Origin of the sequence: Acinetobacter parvus DSM 16617 = CIP 108168, from assembly GCF_000368025.1 — a bacterium.
GTDB classification, from domain to species: domain Bacteria; phylum Pseudomonadota; class Gammaproteobacteria; order Pseudomonadales; family Moraxellaceae; genus Acinetobacter; species Acinetobacter parvus.
This window is the reverse complement of record NZ_KB849211.1, coordinates 650,870-665,596: the sequence shown is the minus strand read 5'-3', so window position 1 is coordinate 665,596 and position 14,727 is coordinate 650,870. Positions and strand designations below refer to the sequence as shown.

Here is a 14,727-nt window from a genome sequence, read left to right as displayed (position 1 = left end):
ATCAATGCTCCTGAGTATTTAAAGTTTTAGGTTTGTACTTAAAGATACTACGAATCCACACGAAGAATACAGGGATGAAGAAAATACCTAAAAGTGTTGAAGAAATTACACCACCAAGTACACCATAACCGACCGAGTGTTGGCTACCTGCGCCAGCACCGCTTGCTAGGGCGAGCGGTAAAACACCGAAACCGAATGCAAGTGTAGTCATGATAATTGGACGTAAACGCATTTTGGCAGCATGTAATGTTGCTTCAAAGAGTTCTTCGCCTTGTTCCTGTAATTCTTTCGCAAATTCGACGATCAAAATCGCATTCTTCGCGGATAGACCAATTACGGCAACAATTGCAACCTGGAAGTAAATGTTAAAGGATAAGTTTGGATCACCTTTAATCAGCATACCTAACCATGTCAAGGCAAATGCACCGACGATACCTAAAGGTACAACCAGCAATACCGAAACAGGTACAGACCAGCTTTCATAGAGTGCAGCAAGACACAGGAATACGATTAATAATGAAAGAACAAGAAGAGGTGCTGTTTGGCTACCAGAATCACGTTCTTCTAAAGATAAACCTGTCCATTCATAGTCGAAACCGGTTAAGCCCATAGAAGGTAACTTACCAATGATTTCTTCCATTGCCAACATTGCATCACCAGAGCTGACACCCGGTGCAGGCGTACCTTGAATGTTAACAGATGATACGCCGTTATAACGCTCTAGACGTGGTGAACCATAGGTCCATTCACCTTTGGCAAAGCCAGAGAAAGGAACCATTTCGCCTTTGTTGTTACGCACATACCACTTGTTCAAGTCTTCAGGCATCATGCGTGTATCCGCTTCACCTTGGACATAAACTTTCTTCACACGACCACGGTCAACGAAGTCATTGATATATGAACCACCCCAAGCCATGCTCATGGTGCTGTTAATATCGGCAATACTGACACCCATTGCACCTGCTTGCGCTTGATCAATGGTGATCTGGTACTGTGGTGTATCTTCTTGACCATTTGGACGTACACCCGCAAGACGTTTGTCTTGTGATGCCATACCTAAAATCGCATTACGAGCAGCAATGAGTTTTTCATGCCCTTGACCGCTGGCATCTTTTAACTGGATATCGAAACCAGAAGCGACACCCAATTCAGGCATTGCGGGTAACTGCAATGGCATGATGTAAGACGCATCTTTCACAATCATGTTCAATGCCATACCACGTTGAATGATGGCACCGATTTGTGATTCTGGTGTCGTACGCTCACTCCAGTCTTTTAATTTAATAAAGGCAAGACCCGCGTTTTGACCCACCCCTGTGAATGAGAAACCAGCAACTGTAAAGATTGACTCTACATTTTCTTTTTCCTTATTCAAGAAATAGCCTGTCATGGTATCGATGACTTTGTCGGTTCGTTCCAAGCTCGCGCTCGGTGGTAACTGAACCAGTGTCATCACCACACCTTGGTCTTCTTCTGGTAAGAATGAAGATGGCAAAACTTTATAAATGCCAACCAAAGCGGCAATCACAACAATATAAAGTACCCCAGAGAATAACTTGTGGTGGGTCATACGATTGACACCGCCTTGGTATTTCTCCGAAAGTCTTTCAAAGCTACGGTTAAACCAACGGAAGAAACGCGCGAAAATATTGTTGCTTTCCTGCTTGTTTGGATCGTGCTGTTTTAACAAGGTTGCACATAGGGCAGGGGTAAAGGTAAGTGCTACGATCAATGACAAGATCATCGCAGTAACCAGCGTGATCGAGAATTGACGATAAATTACCCCAGTGGTTCCACTAAAGAACGCCATCGGTACGAATACCGCTGTTAACACACTGGTAATACCGACTAAGGCGCCTGAAATCTGACTCATCGACTTTTCGGTCGCAGGGACAGGTTCCAGATGTTCTTCCTGCATTACCCGTTCAACGTTCTCGACCACGACAATGGCGTCATCCACCAATAGACCGATGGCCAGTACCATTGCAAACATGGTGAGGGTGTTGATTGAGAAGCCGAAGATATTAATCACGGCAAATGTACCCAACACAACCACAGGAACTGCCAATGTTGGAATAATCGTTGCGCGCCAGTTCTGTAAGAACAAGAACATTACGATAAATACCAAGACAACCGCTTCAATGAGCGTGTGCACAACACTTTCAATCGAAAGACGAATAAATGGTGTGGTGTCATAGGCTAGCTTGTCTTTTAAACCGCTCGGATAGTTATGACGTAACTCAGATAAACGTTTTTCAACCGCAGCAGCAGTATCCAATGCGTTGGCACCTGTTGCCAGTTTGATTGCGACACCACCTGCAGGTTTACCATTGAACTTTGAGTCAAATTGATAGTTATCTGAACCGAGTTCGACACGTGCAACATCACCCAAACGAACTTGTGCACCACCTGAGGTATTTTTCAGGAAGATGTTTTTAAACTGTTCAGGGGTTTGCAACATGGTTTGTGCATTTACCGTTGCGTTAAGAACTTGGCCATTGACGGATGGAGCACCACCCAACTGACCCACTGCAACCTGTGCATTTTGTGCACGAATTGCCGCTGCAACATCCGTTGGTGTTAAATTGAAACTGCTTAATTTGGCAGGGTCCAGCCAGATACGCATGGCGTATGAACCACCAAATACTTGGAGTTCACCTACACCTGCCACACGACTCAGTGGCTCAGAAATATTTGAGTTCACATAATCTTTAATGTCAGAAGCAGAAAGGCTGTTATCTGGCGAATAAAATGCAATAACTTGCAAGAAGCTTGCACCAGACTTCGTCACTTTTACACCTTGACGTTGTACGTCAGCAGGTAACAGTGCTGTTGCTGATTGCAGTTTGTTTTGAACTTGTACTTGGGCGATATCTGGATCGACACCTTGTGCGAAGTTCAAGTTAATTGATGCTTGACCATTACCCGCACTATTCGATGAAATGTAACGTAAACCATCCAAACCATTCATTTGTTGTTCAATGATTTGGGTGACCGTATTTTCAACGGTTTGCGCAGAAGCCCCAGGATAAGTTGCAGAAATCGTTACCGTGGGGGGGGCAATTGTCGGATATTGTGCAACTGGCATTTTTGTGAGCGTGATAATACCCGCCAACATAATGACCAGTGCGATCACCCATGCAAAAATTGGGCGATGGATAAAAAATTGAGCCATGCAATCTACCCCTTAAGCTTGTGAAGTAGCTTTTTGTTCAGCTTTTGCTGAATCGGCTTGCTTTTGTTGTTCAGCGGCGGCTGGTGGTGTAGCATTTTGACCTTGTGGTGCTTTTGCCTGTGGCTGGTAAGGTTTTACAGAAACTTGCTGGCCTTCCTTAACCTTGGCAACACCATCAACCACAATCTTGTCACCCGCCTGTAAGCCATCGGTGACAATCCAGTCCTGAGCTTTCACACCAACCGTTGTGATTGGGCGCGCTTCAACCGTATTCTTCGCATTTACAATCAAGGCAATCGCCTGTCCTGTTGGTAGACGTGACACAGCCACCTGTGGAATCAGGTAGGCATTTGGAATGATGCCCTGTGAAATCTTGGCAGTTGCATACATACCTGGTAACAACAGGTGGTTTGGATTTGAGAACACTGCACGCAAGGTCACTGTACCTGTGTCTGGATTGACTCTGGCATCAGAGAAAGCCAACTGGCCTTCAACAGGATAGTCGGAACCATCTTCAAGCGTAATCTTGACACGGGTGTTGTTGCTGTTGTTCAGGCTGCCTTTACTGAGCTGTTGACGTAGGCGCAACATTTCGGCACTGGATTGGTTAATATCAACATAGATCGGGTTAAGCTGTTGAATCGTGACCAAGGGATCAGCCTGATTCGCTGTCACCAACGCACCAGCTGTTACCGAAGAACGGCTGGACTGGCCTGAGATTGGCGCACGTACAGTAGAATAGCCCAAAGTGATCTCAGCATTTTTCAATGCCGCCTGAGAGGCTGCTACATCGGCTTCAGCCAACAGGACCTGGGCATGAATATCATCATATTCCTGTTTGGAAACCGCATTGGTGCCAACCAACTGACGATAACGCCCTTCTTTAACGCGTAATGCATTTAGGTTTGCTTGCTGGCGCAATAAGGTCGCGCGGGCGCTGTCTGCGCTTGCACGGTTGGTCTTGGCGTCAATTTCATAAAGTGCCTGACCTGCCTGAACATAACTGCCTTCAGCAAATAAGCGCTTTAAAATGACACCACCTGTTTGTGGACGTACTTCTGAAACCTGATAGGCGGAGGTCCGCCCAGAAAGTTCCACACTTTGTTCTACACTTTGCGGTTGGGCAACAATGACACCGACTTCAGGAGGTGGCATTTTTTGAGCAGCAGCAGCTTGCTGTGCATCTTTAGGGTCTTTGCTACAACCAACAAGCGCAATGCTTGTTGCCAACGCGCAAGCAGTGAGGGCAGGAGCCCAAAGCTTAGCTGACATCATTATTCCACCTCAATTTAGATTTGTTATCTAAAAACAAATTGTTGCTGAAATTGCCTTGATACAGCCAAAACCAAAGCAACGAAGTCCAAATCAGCCCGATTCCCCAACCTGCCAATACATCGGTTGGATAGTGAACCCCAGCATAAACTCTAGATATCCCCATGAAAACAAACCATAAAGTAGATACTAAAATAATGCTGTTACGGTATTTATGCGCGCTGTACAGCAACATGAACATATTCGCAAGGGTCGCAGCATATAGGCTATGGGCACTTGGGAAAGATGCGCCATAACTTTGAATCAAGTGATAAAGTTCCAAGGGTCTTGGTCGATCAATGCCCCATTTCAGAAGCCAACCAATCACAATACTTCCACCCACACTTAAAGCGATAAAAATTGCATTCTTATAGTTTTTAATCCAAGTTTGATAAATACACAAAAAAGTGGTTAAAAATAATAAAAATGGCATTCCACCCAGTCGAGAAAGCAGAATGGTTACCTGGTTAAGCGCAAACGAACGGTGTTCAAATAAAGCTTGAACACTAAAAAGGTCTAAAGTCGATGTGTCGAGATAAACCAGCCCAAACACACCGAGTCCTAAAAAAAAGCAACCAATACAAAGCAGTAGGTACGGCATGCGAACCTCATTATTTGCTTAACCATTGTTCAGGGTTATATAATGTTTGAAAGTGTACTTTCGAGTACACTTTTGGTCAAGTCTTGAAATTTTATGATAATTTCATTTTCAGATTTTTTTAAGGTTCAGTAAAAAAACATAACAAAAATTGATTAATGTCTCACTTTTTGTTCACTTGATGCATCATCATCTACTTCGATTGGTTGTTTTGGTGGCCAAAAGAAATCACTTGGTCGTGTTAAGAAGTGGGTGAGTACCAATTTTGCCAATGGTTTCCATTGTGCGAAACGTACTCGACGAGCGCGCAAAGCAACAATAATAGTCAGAGTAAAGCTAACAAATAGGTTGGTGAGACCAATCAACATAACGCCCAAAAATGACACGATGATTAAACCAAGGTCAGGTGCGCCGCTTACTGTCATTAAGCCTTGAATGAAATTGGCGGATGCAAAGGCAATATGACGGATATCCAGCGGCAGGCCTAAAATAAAACCGATGGTTCCCATACTTCCCAGCATTATCCCGAACAGGAAGTTACCTGCCAAAGCCCCGAGATTGGTTTCAATATAGTTGGCAAACTTGTCCAGTCGTGCCTGTCCCATCCAGCGTTTTAGGCGGCGGTGCTGTTTTAGACGGGGGCCGACCTTTCGGTAGACTGCCAGATTATCGAAATAGCCCGCAATCAGGCCTGAAAGGAATAAACAGACACCTGCAATTGCCGCATGCGGGATAGCCAGCGAAGTAAATGGATTTAAATCATGTAGTGTCTTGGCTGCCTTAATAGGGGAAAGTAACGGTTCCCCAAGACTGTACTGCCATAAAAAGGTAATTAAGGCCGCTACAGGAATAGCGATTGAAATATTTCCCAGTATTGCGATGAATTGAGTTCGGATAATATTGATAATCAGGGCCGCCAGTTCAGCAATCTGAGCTGTTTTACTGCCTTTCTGCTGCTGTACCGTTGCTGCAAGTGCTGCGGCCGTCATCGCAGGTTGTTTGGTTGCAACCGTAAAATGCAGCACATGGATCAGCATGAAACCTAGACCATAATTCATGCTATATAAAAATGCATGCATAAATGGAGCAAGTACCAGACGGGTCGTTAAAATTTTCAAGGTGGCCATGACGGCAATAATTGCGCCTGCACCTGCCGCCGCCTTATACATGCCGAAAAAGCCTTTTTTATCGGTACTTACATAATGCTCACCTGTTTTACTGGCATTTTCGGTGACTTGCAGGGCAATCAGTTCACTGGTTGAATTTAGTAGGTGACGAACACTTTTTTCATCATAATGGGCCTGGGTCAGGTCAGTAATTAATTGTCCCAGTGCGATATAGTGGAAATCATTTTTACTGGCAAGCAAACCAAGCAATAATTCAATACGGTCAAGCGCCTGCTCCAGTAAGGACAATAAATAGGTCAGGCTGATACTGACCCCGATGCGCTTGGTTGCCCGACGGATCTTGAGCACAACCTCACGGCATTGGTCCAGCATCACAAAGGCCTGTGACGCATCGGGAGGAGCAAGCACCGCAACTGTATCCTGCTGGTGTATCTGCTGTTTATACTTTTCAATGAACTCTACAATTTCACGGTTCTGAACCAAAAAAGGTGACTCATATTCAATAATGTCGGGTTGTGCATTAATAAATTCTGGATACAGACCAATGCCACTAATCCGATAGGACAACACAGTAATGGCCTTGATCAGGTCGGTTTTACACACCTGTTTTTCATTCGTGTTGCTTTGGCTTTCAGCAATTAGGTTGAAGAGGGTAATCCAGTCCTGATTTTCGATCAGGTCCAGCCATTCTCCATCACTTTGCTTATGAAAGACTTTGCCAACGAGGGTTTTAAGCTGGTTAGCATCTTCCACTAAAGGCAGGAAATGTGCGCCAAGACGTTGCCCAAGCTGATTCCAGAAACCATCCAGCGAAAGAATGCCGCTGTCGGCATAGAGGCTGATCTGTTTATACTGGCTCATCAGCTTGAGCAGGAAATTCTGGAGTAAAGTTGCTGAAGTGGGAGTCAGCAAAAGAATTTTGATTAATGCATGAATTCGCTGTTTAACTTCTTCAGCATCATTCGGTTTTTTGGGTCGTATGCGATTGACCAGTTCAATGAGGATCTGCTCATTGGCAAGAAGACTTTCAGGAACAGCTTCAGGATGGTCAAGCTGTTCCTGCATTTTTAAAAATAAATCAGATAAATTTAAATGCATAGGCACTCAGAAAAATTATTGTAGTCGATGTAAGGCCATTAAGGTTAGATTCATCAGTGCTTGGCGATATTCATTATCTGGAAGTGCTTTAAGCGCTTCTAAAGCGGCATCCGTTTCTTGTTGGGCACGTTTTTGACAGTAATCCAGACCACCTGAGTGATGAACAATTTCAATCACTTTATCCAAATGTTCCACACCGCCTGTTGCAATGCTGCGGCGAATAATCGCATGGTCATCACCAGTGGAGTGGGCCAATGCTGAAATTAACGGTAAAGTCGGTTTGCCTTCCATTAAATCATCACCAATATTTTTACCCAGTGTTTCCGCATCGGAGGTGTAGTCTAAAATATCGTCAATGATCTGAAAGGCATTGCCAAAGTGACCCGCAAAGCGACGTAGTGGCTCACGGTATTCTTCAGTACCCGCCAAGATAGCCGCGCCTTCAGTTGCCAGTTCAAACAGGCGTGATGTTTTACCATGAATAATTTTTAGATAGGTTTCTTCAGTGGTCTCTGGCTGGTGTTGGGACTGAAGCTGTAAAACCTCACCTTCCGCAATTTCACAGGTTCCTGTTGAGAAATCCTTGAGTAAAGTGATGTTGTTTAAGTCCACCAGTAAATCGAAAGCGCGGGCAATCAGAAAGTCACCGACCAGAACGGCGGTCTGGTTGTTCCAGGTTGCATTGGCAGTGGGTCTGCCGCGGCGCAGATTGGACTCATCCACAACATCATCATGTACCAGCGTTGCGGTATGCAGCATCTCAATGATTGCAGCCAGATGCTGCGCATGCTGCATATTGGCTACACCACATGCACGGGCTGCGAGTAGGCACATGATTGGGCGCATACGCTTACCGCCAGCCTCAACCACATGCTTGCTGACCGACATGACCAGGCCAACCTTGGAGCTGATTCCTTCATTGATCAAATGATCCATCGCAGCAAAATCTGTCGCTACAGGAGAGAGAATGTCTTGCTTAAAATCGATAACCATATGAAGAAGAACCTCGTACAGGTGAAATATAGTGTTAGGTGTATCAATATGTCTGTTGCTGAACAGCTATACAGGCTGTGTAATCAGTCATTTAAATCGGTGCAGCGATTTTGCGGCTTTCGTTAGACAAAAAAGCGGTCTCTACATAGTCAAACCCAAGCTTTATACCATAGGTATGCGTGACTTTATATGAACACAGATTGTTATTGTCGCAATTGGTTTTTTAGAATGTATTGCAAAACCCGATCAGAATCAATAAAAACAACGTATTCTCAAACTGTTTGATTTTATTATGAAATCTACAGCTCATTTGTTGAGCGGCGTATTTGTGCAAAATCACTTGTTGTTTGATCAAATTTCACTTAAAATCTATCGCCTTGTATAACCCCAGTGGCGTTCGTCTTAAGATCGATATGTCCTTTTATCGGCACGACGACACGGGCAAGTTGGAGTACATTATGTACGCAGTAATCCAGAGCGGTGGTAAACAGCACCGTGTTGTTGAGGGTGAAACCCTTAAAGTAGAATTATTGAAAGCTGAAACTGGCGCGACTATTACGTTTGATGACGTATTAATGGTTGTAAACGGTGACAACATTCAAATCGGTGCTCCAGTTGTAGCTGGCGCAAAAGTAACTGCAGAAGTAGTTGGCCATGGTCGTCACGACAAAATCCGCATCATCAAAATGCGCCGTCGTAAACACTACCGTAAGCAACAAGGTCACCGTCAATGGTTTACCGAGTTGAAAATTACTGGTATCGCAGGCTAACACAGGAGTAAATAGACATGGCAACTAAAAAAGCCGGTGGATCGACGAAGAACGGTCGTGATTCGAATCCTAAGATGTTGGGTGTTAAAGTTTACGGTGGTCAAACTGTAACTGCTGGTAACATCATCGTTCGTCAACGTGGTACTGAGTTCCACGCTGGTGCAAATGTTGGTATGGGCCGTGACCATACTTTATTTGCTACTGCTGACGGCGTAGTGAAATTTGAAGTGAAAGGTCAGTTTGGCCGTCGCTATGTAACTGTTGAAGCTTAAGCTTTAATGGTTCAGAAAGACCCGCTTTTGGCGGGTTTTTTTATATTTACAATCTCTACATAAAGGCAGAAACTTCATACATAATGCAGGACTTTGCGACACGAAATACACAAAACCTGTGGATTTCTTCATTTTTTTCGTGATCAAAAACAGTAAGATGTCGTCATAACAGTAAAAATCTGATAGAAGGTTCATTTTATGAATTTCGTAAAAAAAATAGCTTATGCCGCAACCTTGAGTGCCATCTCGCTTGTCCCTGTGGTGGGAAGTCAGGTGTTTGCCGCACCTGTGGCTGCATCGGCTCAGCAGGCAACCAGCAGTCTGGTACAGCAGTTGGCTGGTCTGCAACGCCTGACCGCAGATTTTGAACAAAGCACCAAGACCACCAATAATAAAACAGTACAGAAAAAGGGCCTGACTGCCCAGCACATGAACCAGACCTTTAAGGGTGTGATGAAGGTTGAGCGTCCTGGAAAATTTTATTGGGAAACCACCAGTCCAGCGAAACAAACCATTGTGACTACAGGAAAGGTGGTGTGGATTTATGATCCAGATTTACAGCAGGCAGTGCGACAGAGTCTGGATGATCAGGTGGCCAATACGCCTGCACTATTATTGTCAGGTAATACCAACCAGATTATGGATGCTTACCGTGTGACTCAGCCTGACCGAACCAAGCTGTACTATACCTTGTACCCAAAACAGGATGATGGTGCATTCCAAAGCCTGACCATTAGCTTTGGCGCAAATAAGGCACCCACCTTGATGATTTTGCAGGATTCTTTAGGCCAAACCACGTATGTGCGTTTTAGCAACATCAAAGTGAATCCAGCGATTCCAGCATCGGTCTTTCACTTTGAACCGCCAAAAGGTACAGATATTATTGACCAATAATGGACTTATGCTCAACAAAGCCGCATCTGTTGCGGCTTTTTGCTGGGCGCGATATAGATACATTTCTTAATTTCATCTAGGCGCAAGGCTTTGTATAGTGAAGAAAAATCCTGGAGACTTGCAAGGCGATGAAAATAGTAAAAAGATTACAATTGATTCCACTCATTTCAATACTTACGGTCATTGCAATGGTTGGCTGTCAACCTAAAAAAGAACAATCGTCAGCTACTGCTGAAAAAGTCGATATTCCATTGATTCAGGCCAAAGTTGTGGCGGTCAAGCTTCCTAAACAAAAGTTGTGCCTGGAAGATGGATGTACCAGTTATGACTTGCAAACGGTCGAGACCAAGCAAAAATGGATTGATGAATATTTTATCAATCGTATGAAAAAGGCCGAGCCGAATGCCTTTGCCAACATTGCAGACCAAAAAGTCAAGGTGCCAGCGGATGAACCCTCGCTTAGTGAAAGTAGCACTTATGTACGTTTTTTAGGGCAAAACTATAATTTAGCAACTTTTGCCATTCAGACCTATAGTTACCCTGCGGGTGCGGCACATGGCATGTCGCATCAGGAATTTGTCAATTTTGACCTGTCCAATAAAAAACACATTACTGTAAGTGAATTGGTTAAACCTGACATGAACCAAAAACTACGCGATGAGTTATATGTCTCGAATCAGAATTGGCTGGAAGACCATAACATCAAGAAAGAGCAGTTGCAGGTGAGTGACAACTATTATTATGGTGTCAATGAGATAGTATTCGTCTATCCGCTGTATGAGTTGGCTTCGTACGCCGAAGGGATGAGCGAGTTGACCCTGCCATATTATGCAGCCAAACAGTTTATTAAGCCGCAATATCTGCCAAGTCTGCCGAAAGAGCCCGTTTAGCCAGTATTCAGCATCGACATATCGTGTGTGGATGCTGAGTCTTTGTTGTCTATTACTGTATTTTTTTAGGTTAAAGCCTTACACTATAGCCAGTTTTTTCTCTATTCATGATTGATTATGATTGACCCAAAATTACTCAGAAATAATATTGAAGCGGTCAATGCCGCTTTGGCAAAACGTGGTATTCAGCTTGATGTTCAGGAATGGGCGGATTTGGAAGCGCGCCGTAAGGAATTGCAGTCCAAAGCTGAAAATTTACAGGCAGAGCGTAATGCGGGTGCCAAACAGGTCGGTCAAATTAAGAAATCGGGTGGAGATGCATCTGAGATCATGGTGCGTATGGCTGCCATTGGTGATGAAATCAAAACTGCTGAAGTTGCGCTTGCTGAATTGCAAACTGAACTAGAGCAAAAATCACTGGCGATTCCAAACTTGCCAGATGAGTCTGTGCCTGAAGGGAAAGATGAGAGTGATAATTTAGAAATCTTAAAGTGGGGCACACCACGCCAGTTTGATTTTGAGATCAAGGACCATACCGATCTGGGTGAGTGGATGGGTGGGCTTGAGTTTGAAACAGCAACCAAATTAACAGGTTCACGTTTTAGCGTACTCAAAGGTCCTTTGGCACGTCTACAACGTGCTTTGACGCAGTTTATGTTAGATACGCATACGCTCAAAAATGGTTATACCGAAGCGTATGTACCTTATCTGGTCAATGCAGATAGCTTACGTGGTACAGGTCAGCTACCTAAATTTGAAGAAGACTTATTCAAGTTACAGGGTGAAAAAGAATATTACCTGATCCCGACCGCAGAAGTGCCTGTCACCAACTTTGTGCGTGACGAAATCATAGATGCGGATCGTTTGCCACTCAAATACGCAGCACATACACCATGTTTCCGTAGTGAAGCAGGTTCTTACGGGCGTGATACTCGTGGCCTGATTCGTCAGCATCAGTTTGACAAGGTTGAAATGGTGCAAATCGTAAAACCAGAGCACTCAATGCAGGCGCTTGAAGAACTGACTGCACATGCAGAAGGCATTTTGCAGGCATTGGGTTTACCTTACCGCAAGATTTTGCTCTGTGGTGGTGACATGGGCTTCGGTTCAACCAAGACCTATGACCTGGAAGTCTGGGTGCCAAGTCAAAATACCTATCGTGAAATCTCAAGTTGCTCAAACATGGGCGATTTTCAGGCACGCCGTATGAAAGCGCGCTACCGTGTAGACCAGAAGAAGATCGAACTGGTGCATACCTTGAATGGTTCAGGTCTGGCGGTGGGTCGTACCTTGCTTGCAGTGATGGAAAATTACCAGCGTGCTGACGGTTCAATCGAAATTCCAGAAGTTTTACGTCCATATATGGGCGGTGCAAGCTATATTGATTAAACTGTGCATCCATTTTGTGCATAGTTTTTGCTTTAGCCCAATCAGATCTAAAAAATATAGAGGCGTATCGTGGAAATTTTCCCAATCTCTTTAAAGTTGCAGCAGCAACGTTGTCTGATTGTTGGCGGTGGGCATATTGCCTACCGTAAAGCAAGTTTATTGGTGAAGGCAGGTGCGATTGTCGATGTGATTGCGCCTGAGATTGAGCCTGAGTTACGCCAGCTTGTTTACAAATCGATGGGGCAATATATTCAGGCCGCTTTTTCTGAAAATATTCTTGCTACAGGTTATCGTTTGGTGATTGCTGCAACCGACAATACCGCTGTGAATAAAAGCGTTTTCGAGCAATGTGAAGCACGTAATATTTTAGTGAATAGTGTGGATGATATTCCGAATTGCCGTTTCATGGTTCCCGCGATTATTGACCGTTCACCTTTGGTGATTTCCGTTGCATCCAATGGAGCATCGCCTGTTTTATCCAGACAACTTCGTACCCAGATTGAAACGATTGTGCCGCATGGTATGGGGAAACTGGCTGAGTTTTCAGGTCTTTGGCGTAAACAGGTCAAGGAAAAGATTTCCAATCCCGATGAACGCCGTATCTTTTGGGAGAATCTGTATGCCAGTCCGTTAAAGGAGCAGGTGTTCAATGACAATCTGGATGTGGCAAATAATTTAATTGAACAAGCCTTAACAGAATGGACTGCACCAAAAGGTGAGGTGTATCTAGTGGGGGCTGGTCCAGGTGATCCTGAGCTTTTGACCTTAAAAGCCTTACGCTTGATGCAGCAAGCGGATGTGGTGATTTATGACCGTTTGGTGTCTGCGCCGATTCTGGAACTCTGCCGCCGTGATGCGGAAAAGATTTATGTCGGTAAGGCCCGTTCCAATCATTCAGTCCCACAAGATGGCATTAATGCCTTATTGGTTGAATATGCGCAAAAGGGTAAACGTGTTTGCCGCCTGAAAGGTGGTGATCCCTTTATCTTTGGACGTGGTGGTGAGGAAATTCAGGAATTGGTTGAAGCCAGTGTCACTTTTCAGGTTGTGCCTGGAATTACCGCCGCATCAGGTTGTTCCGCATATGCAGGGATTCCGCTGACCCATCGTGATTATGCACAAAGCGTACGTTTCCTGACTGGGCACTTAAAAGAGGGTTCACCAGAATTACCTTGGAAAGAGCTGGTGTATGAAAATCAGACCTTGGTGCTGTACATGGGCTTGGTGGGCTTGGAGCGTATTTGTGAGCAACTGATTGCACATGGTCAACGACCAACCATGCCTGTTGCCTTGATTTCCAAAGGTACTACGCCTGAGCAGAAAGTACTGGTGGGTACATTGGCGGATATTGCAGCCAAAGTGTCTGAACATCATATCGTAGCACCGACCTTAACCATTATTGGTGAAGTGGTGAGTCTGCGTGAACAGTTACAATGGTTGTAAGAACTTTATAATTAAGTGTTTCAATTTATACCCCCCTAAATCCCCCCTCACAGGGGGGACTTACATGCAATGTAGAGAATATTTGTGATTCATGTTGTGCTATACGAGCCTGAAATTCCTGCCAACACAGGCAATATCATTCGTTTATGTGCCAATACAGGTGCGCAACTCCATTTGATCAAGCCTTTGGGCTTTGAGCTTGATGATAAGAAACTGAAGCGTGCAGGCCTGGATTATCACGAATGGGCAAGAATGCAGATTTGGGACAGTATCGAACTTTGCCTCGCTGACTTAAAGGCAAAGGGTATTGGCATCAATGATATTTTTCCATTGACCACCAAAGGTTCTGCCACACCACATACAGTGGATTTAAATCGTCCTGTCGCCTTGCTGATGGGACCTGAAACCCGTGGCCTGCCTGAACAGGTACGCCTGATGTTCCCGCAGGAAAACTGGATTTGTTTGCCAATGGCAGAAAATTCAAGAAGTTTGAATTTGTCTAATGCAACCGCGGTGATCGTCTATGAAGCCTGGCGGCAGCAGGGATTTAAAGCACTGACTTGATTATTAAAAATTTTCTGTCATCGTAAAGGTTTATCGAAACAAAGGCTAAATGTTTAAAGATTTAAAGCAAACCTCATCATATAGTCAAACTACTTTATTATCCATACAGGATTCGAAAAAAACTCGAAATAATTCATCGACTGATTTGTATTGGTTTTATAATGATTTGACTATATATGACATTGAAATTGTTTCAAACTTTT

12 protein-coding genes are annotated in these 14,727 nt (G+C 44.3%); 7 read left to right on the top strand and 5 right to left on the bottom strand.

The annotated features are described in order from the left end of the window. Position 1: 1 nt before the first annotated feature. The 5 genes from adeJ to sdsA all read right to left on the bottom strand — a co-directional run bounded on the left by adeJ (position 2) and on the right by sdsA (position 8,302). The gene (gene adeJ / locus F988_RS05175) at positions 2-3,175 is read right to left on the bottom strand and encodes a multidrug efflux RND transporter permease subunit AdeJ (RefSeq protein ID WP_004681539.1); all 3,174 of its coding nucleotides are present in this window, start codon (positions 3,173-3,175) and stop codon (positions 2-4) included. Positions 3,176-3,187: 12 nt separating this feature from the next. Further along, positions 3,188-4,450, bottom strand: coding sequence for an efflux RND transporter periplasmic adaptor subunit (locus tag F988_RS05170; protein WP_004674970.1), 1,263 nt, complete (start codon positions 4,448-4,450; stop codon positions 3,188-3,190). Beyond that, positions 4,437-5,087: a phosphatase PAP2 family protein gene (locus tag F988_RS05165; protein ID WP_004681538.1), complete on the bottom strand. Its 651-nt coding sequence runs from the start codon at positions 5,085-5,087 to the stop codon at positions 4,437-4,439. The genes F988_RS05170 and F988_RS05165 overlap by 14 nt, the downstream gene beginning before the upstream one ends. A gap of 152 nt (positions 5,088-5,239) precedes the next feature. After that, positions 5,240-7,309, bottom strand: coding sequence for a site-specific recombinase (locus F988_RS05160; protein ID WP_004681536.1), 2,070 nt, complete (start codon positions 7,307-7,309; stop codon positions 5,240-5,242). A gap of 15 nt (positions 7,310-7,324) precedes the next feature. Beyond that, a complete protein-coding gene (sdsA, locus tag F988_RS05155) occupies positions 7,325-8,302 on the bottom strand; it encodes an All-trans-nonaprenyl-diphosphate synthase (protein WP_004681534.1) in 978 nt (325 codons plus the stop codon). Positions 8,303-8,760: 458 nt separating this feature from the next. Here sdsA and rplU point away from each other — a divergent pair, with 458 nt between their 5' ends. The 7 genes from rplU to F988_RS05120 all read left to right on the top strand — a co-directional run bounded on the left by rplU (position 8,761) and on the right by F988_RS05120 (position 14,524). Then, positions 8,761-9,072 carry a 50S ribosomal protein L21 gene (rplU, locus tag F988_RS05150; protein ID WP_004652230.1) on the top strand — a complete coding sequence of 104 codons (312 nt, stop codon included), beginning with the start codon at positions 8,761-8,763 and terminating at the stop codon, positions 9,070-9,072. 17 nt (positions 9,073-9,089) lie between these two features. Then, positions 9,090-9,344: a 50S ribosomal protein L27 gene (rpmA, locus tag F988_RS05145; RefSeq protein WP_004640422.1), complete on the top strand. Its 255-nt coding sequence runs from the start codon at positions 9,090-9,092 to the stop codon at positions 9,342-9,344. 198 nt (positions 9,345-9,542) lie between these two features. Further along, positions 9,543-10,238 carry an outer membrane lipoprotein periplasmic chaperone LolA gene (gene lolA / locus F988_RS05140; RefSeq protein ID WP_004681532.1) on the top strand — a complete coding sequence of 232 codons (696 nt, stop codon included), beginning with the start codon at positions 9,543-9,545 and terminating at the stop codon, positions 10,236-10,238. Between the two features lie 128 nt (positions 10,239-10,366). Further along, positions 10,367-11,128, top strand: a complete 762-nt coding sequence (locus tag F988_RS05135) for an RsiV family protein (protein WP_004681530.1) — start codon at positions 10,367-10,369, stop codon at positions 11,126-11,128. Between the two features lie 117 nt (positions 11,129-11,245). After that, entirely contained in the window at positions 11,246-12,517 is a 1,272-nt protein-coding gene (gene serS / locus F988_RS05130; RefSeq protein ID WP_004681529.1) for a serine--tRNA ligase, read from the top strand. Between the two features lie 69 nt (positions 12,518-12,586). Continuing rightward, complete coding sequence (gene cysG, locus F988_RS05125) at positions 12,587-13,960, top strand: siroheme synthase CysG (RefSeq protein ID WP_004681528.1); 1,374 nt, start codon at positions 12,587-12,589, stop codon at positions 13,958-13,960. An 84-nt stretch (positions 13,961-14,044) separates the two neighbouring features. After that, positions 14,045-14,524, top strand: coding sequence for a tRNA (cytidine(34)-2'-O)-methyltransferase (locus F988_RS05120; protein ID WP_004681526.1), 480 nt, complete (start codon positions 14,045-14,047; stop codon positions 14,522-14,524). Positions 14,525-14,727: the final 203 nt, after the last annotated feature.

Bases quoted from the DNA above. Each gene is read 5' to 3' on its own strand.
- adeJ (WP_004681539.1), bottom strand. From the start codon at position 3,175: ATGGCTCAATTTTTTATCCATCGCCCAATTTTTGCATGGGTGATCGCA.
- F988_RS05170 (WP_004674970.1), bottom strand. From the start codon at position 4,450: ATGATGTCAGCTAAGCTTTGGGCTCCTGCCCTCACTGCTTGCGCGTTG.
- F988_RS05165 (WP_004681538.1), bottom strand. From the start codon at position 5,087: ATGCCGTACCTACTGCTTTGTATTGGTTGCTTTTTTTTAGGACTCGGT.
- F988_RS05160 (WP_004681536.1), bottom strand. From the start codon at position 7,309: ATGCATTTAAATTTATCTGATTTATTTTTAAAAATGCAGGAACAGCTT.
- sdsA (WP_004681534.1), bottom strand. From the start codon at position 8,302: ATGGTTATCGATTTTAAGCAAGACATTCTCTCTCCTGTAGCGACAGAT.
- rplU (WP_004652230.1), top strand. From the start codon at position 8,761: ATGTACGCAGTAATCCAGAGCGGTGGTAAACAGCACCGTGTTGTTGAG.
- rpmA (WP_004640422.1), top strand. From the start codon at position 9,090: ATGGCAACTAAAAAAGCCGGTGGATCGACGAAGAACGGTCGTGATTCG.
- lolA (WP_004681532.1), top strand. From the start codon at position 9,543: ATGAATTTCGTAAAAAAAATAGCTTATGCCGCAACCTTGAGTGCCATC.
- F988_RS05135 (WP_004681530.1), top strand. From the start codon at position 10,367: ATGAAAATAGTAAAAAGATTACAATTGATTCCACTCATTTCAATACTT.
- serS (WP_004681529.1), top strand. From the start codon at position 11,246: ATGATTGACCCAAAATTACTCAGAAATAATATTGAAGCGGTCAATGCC.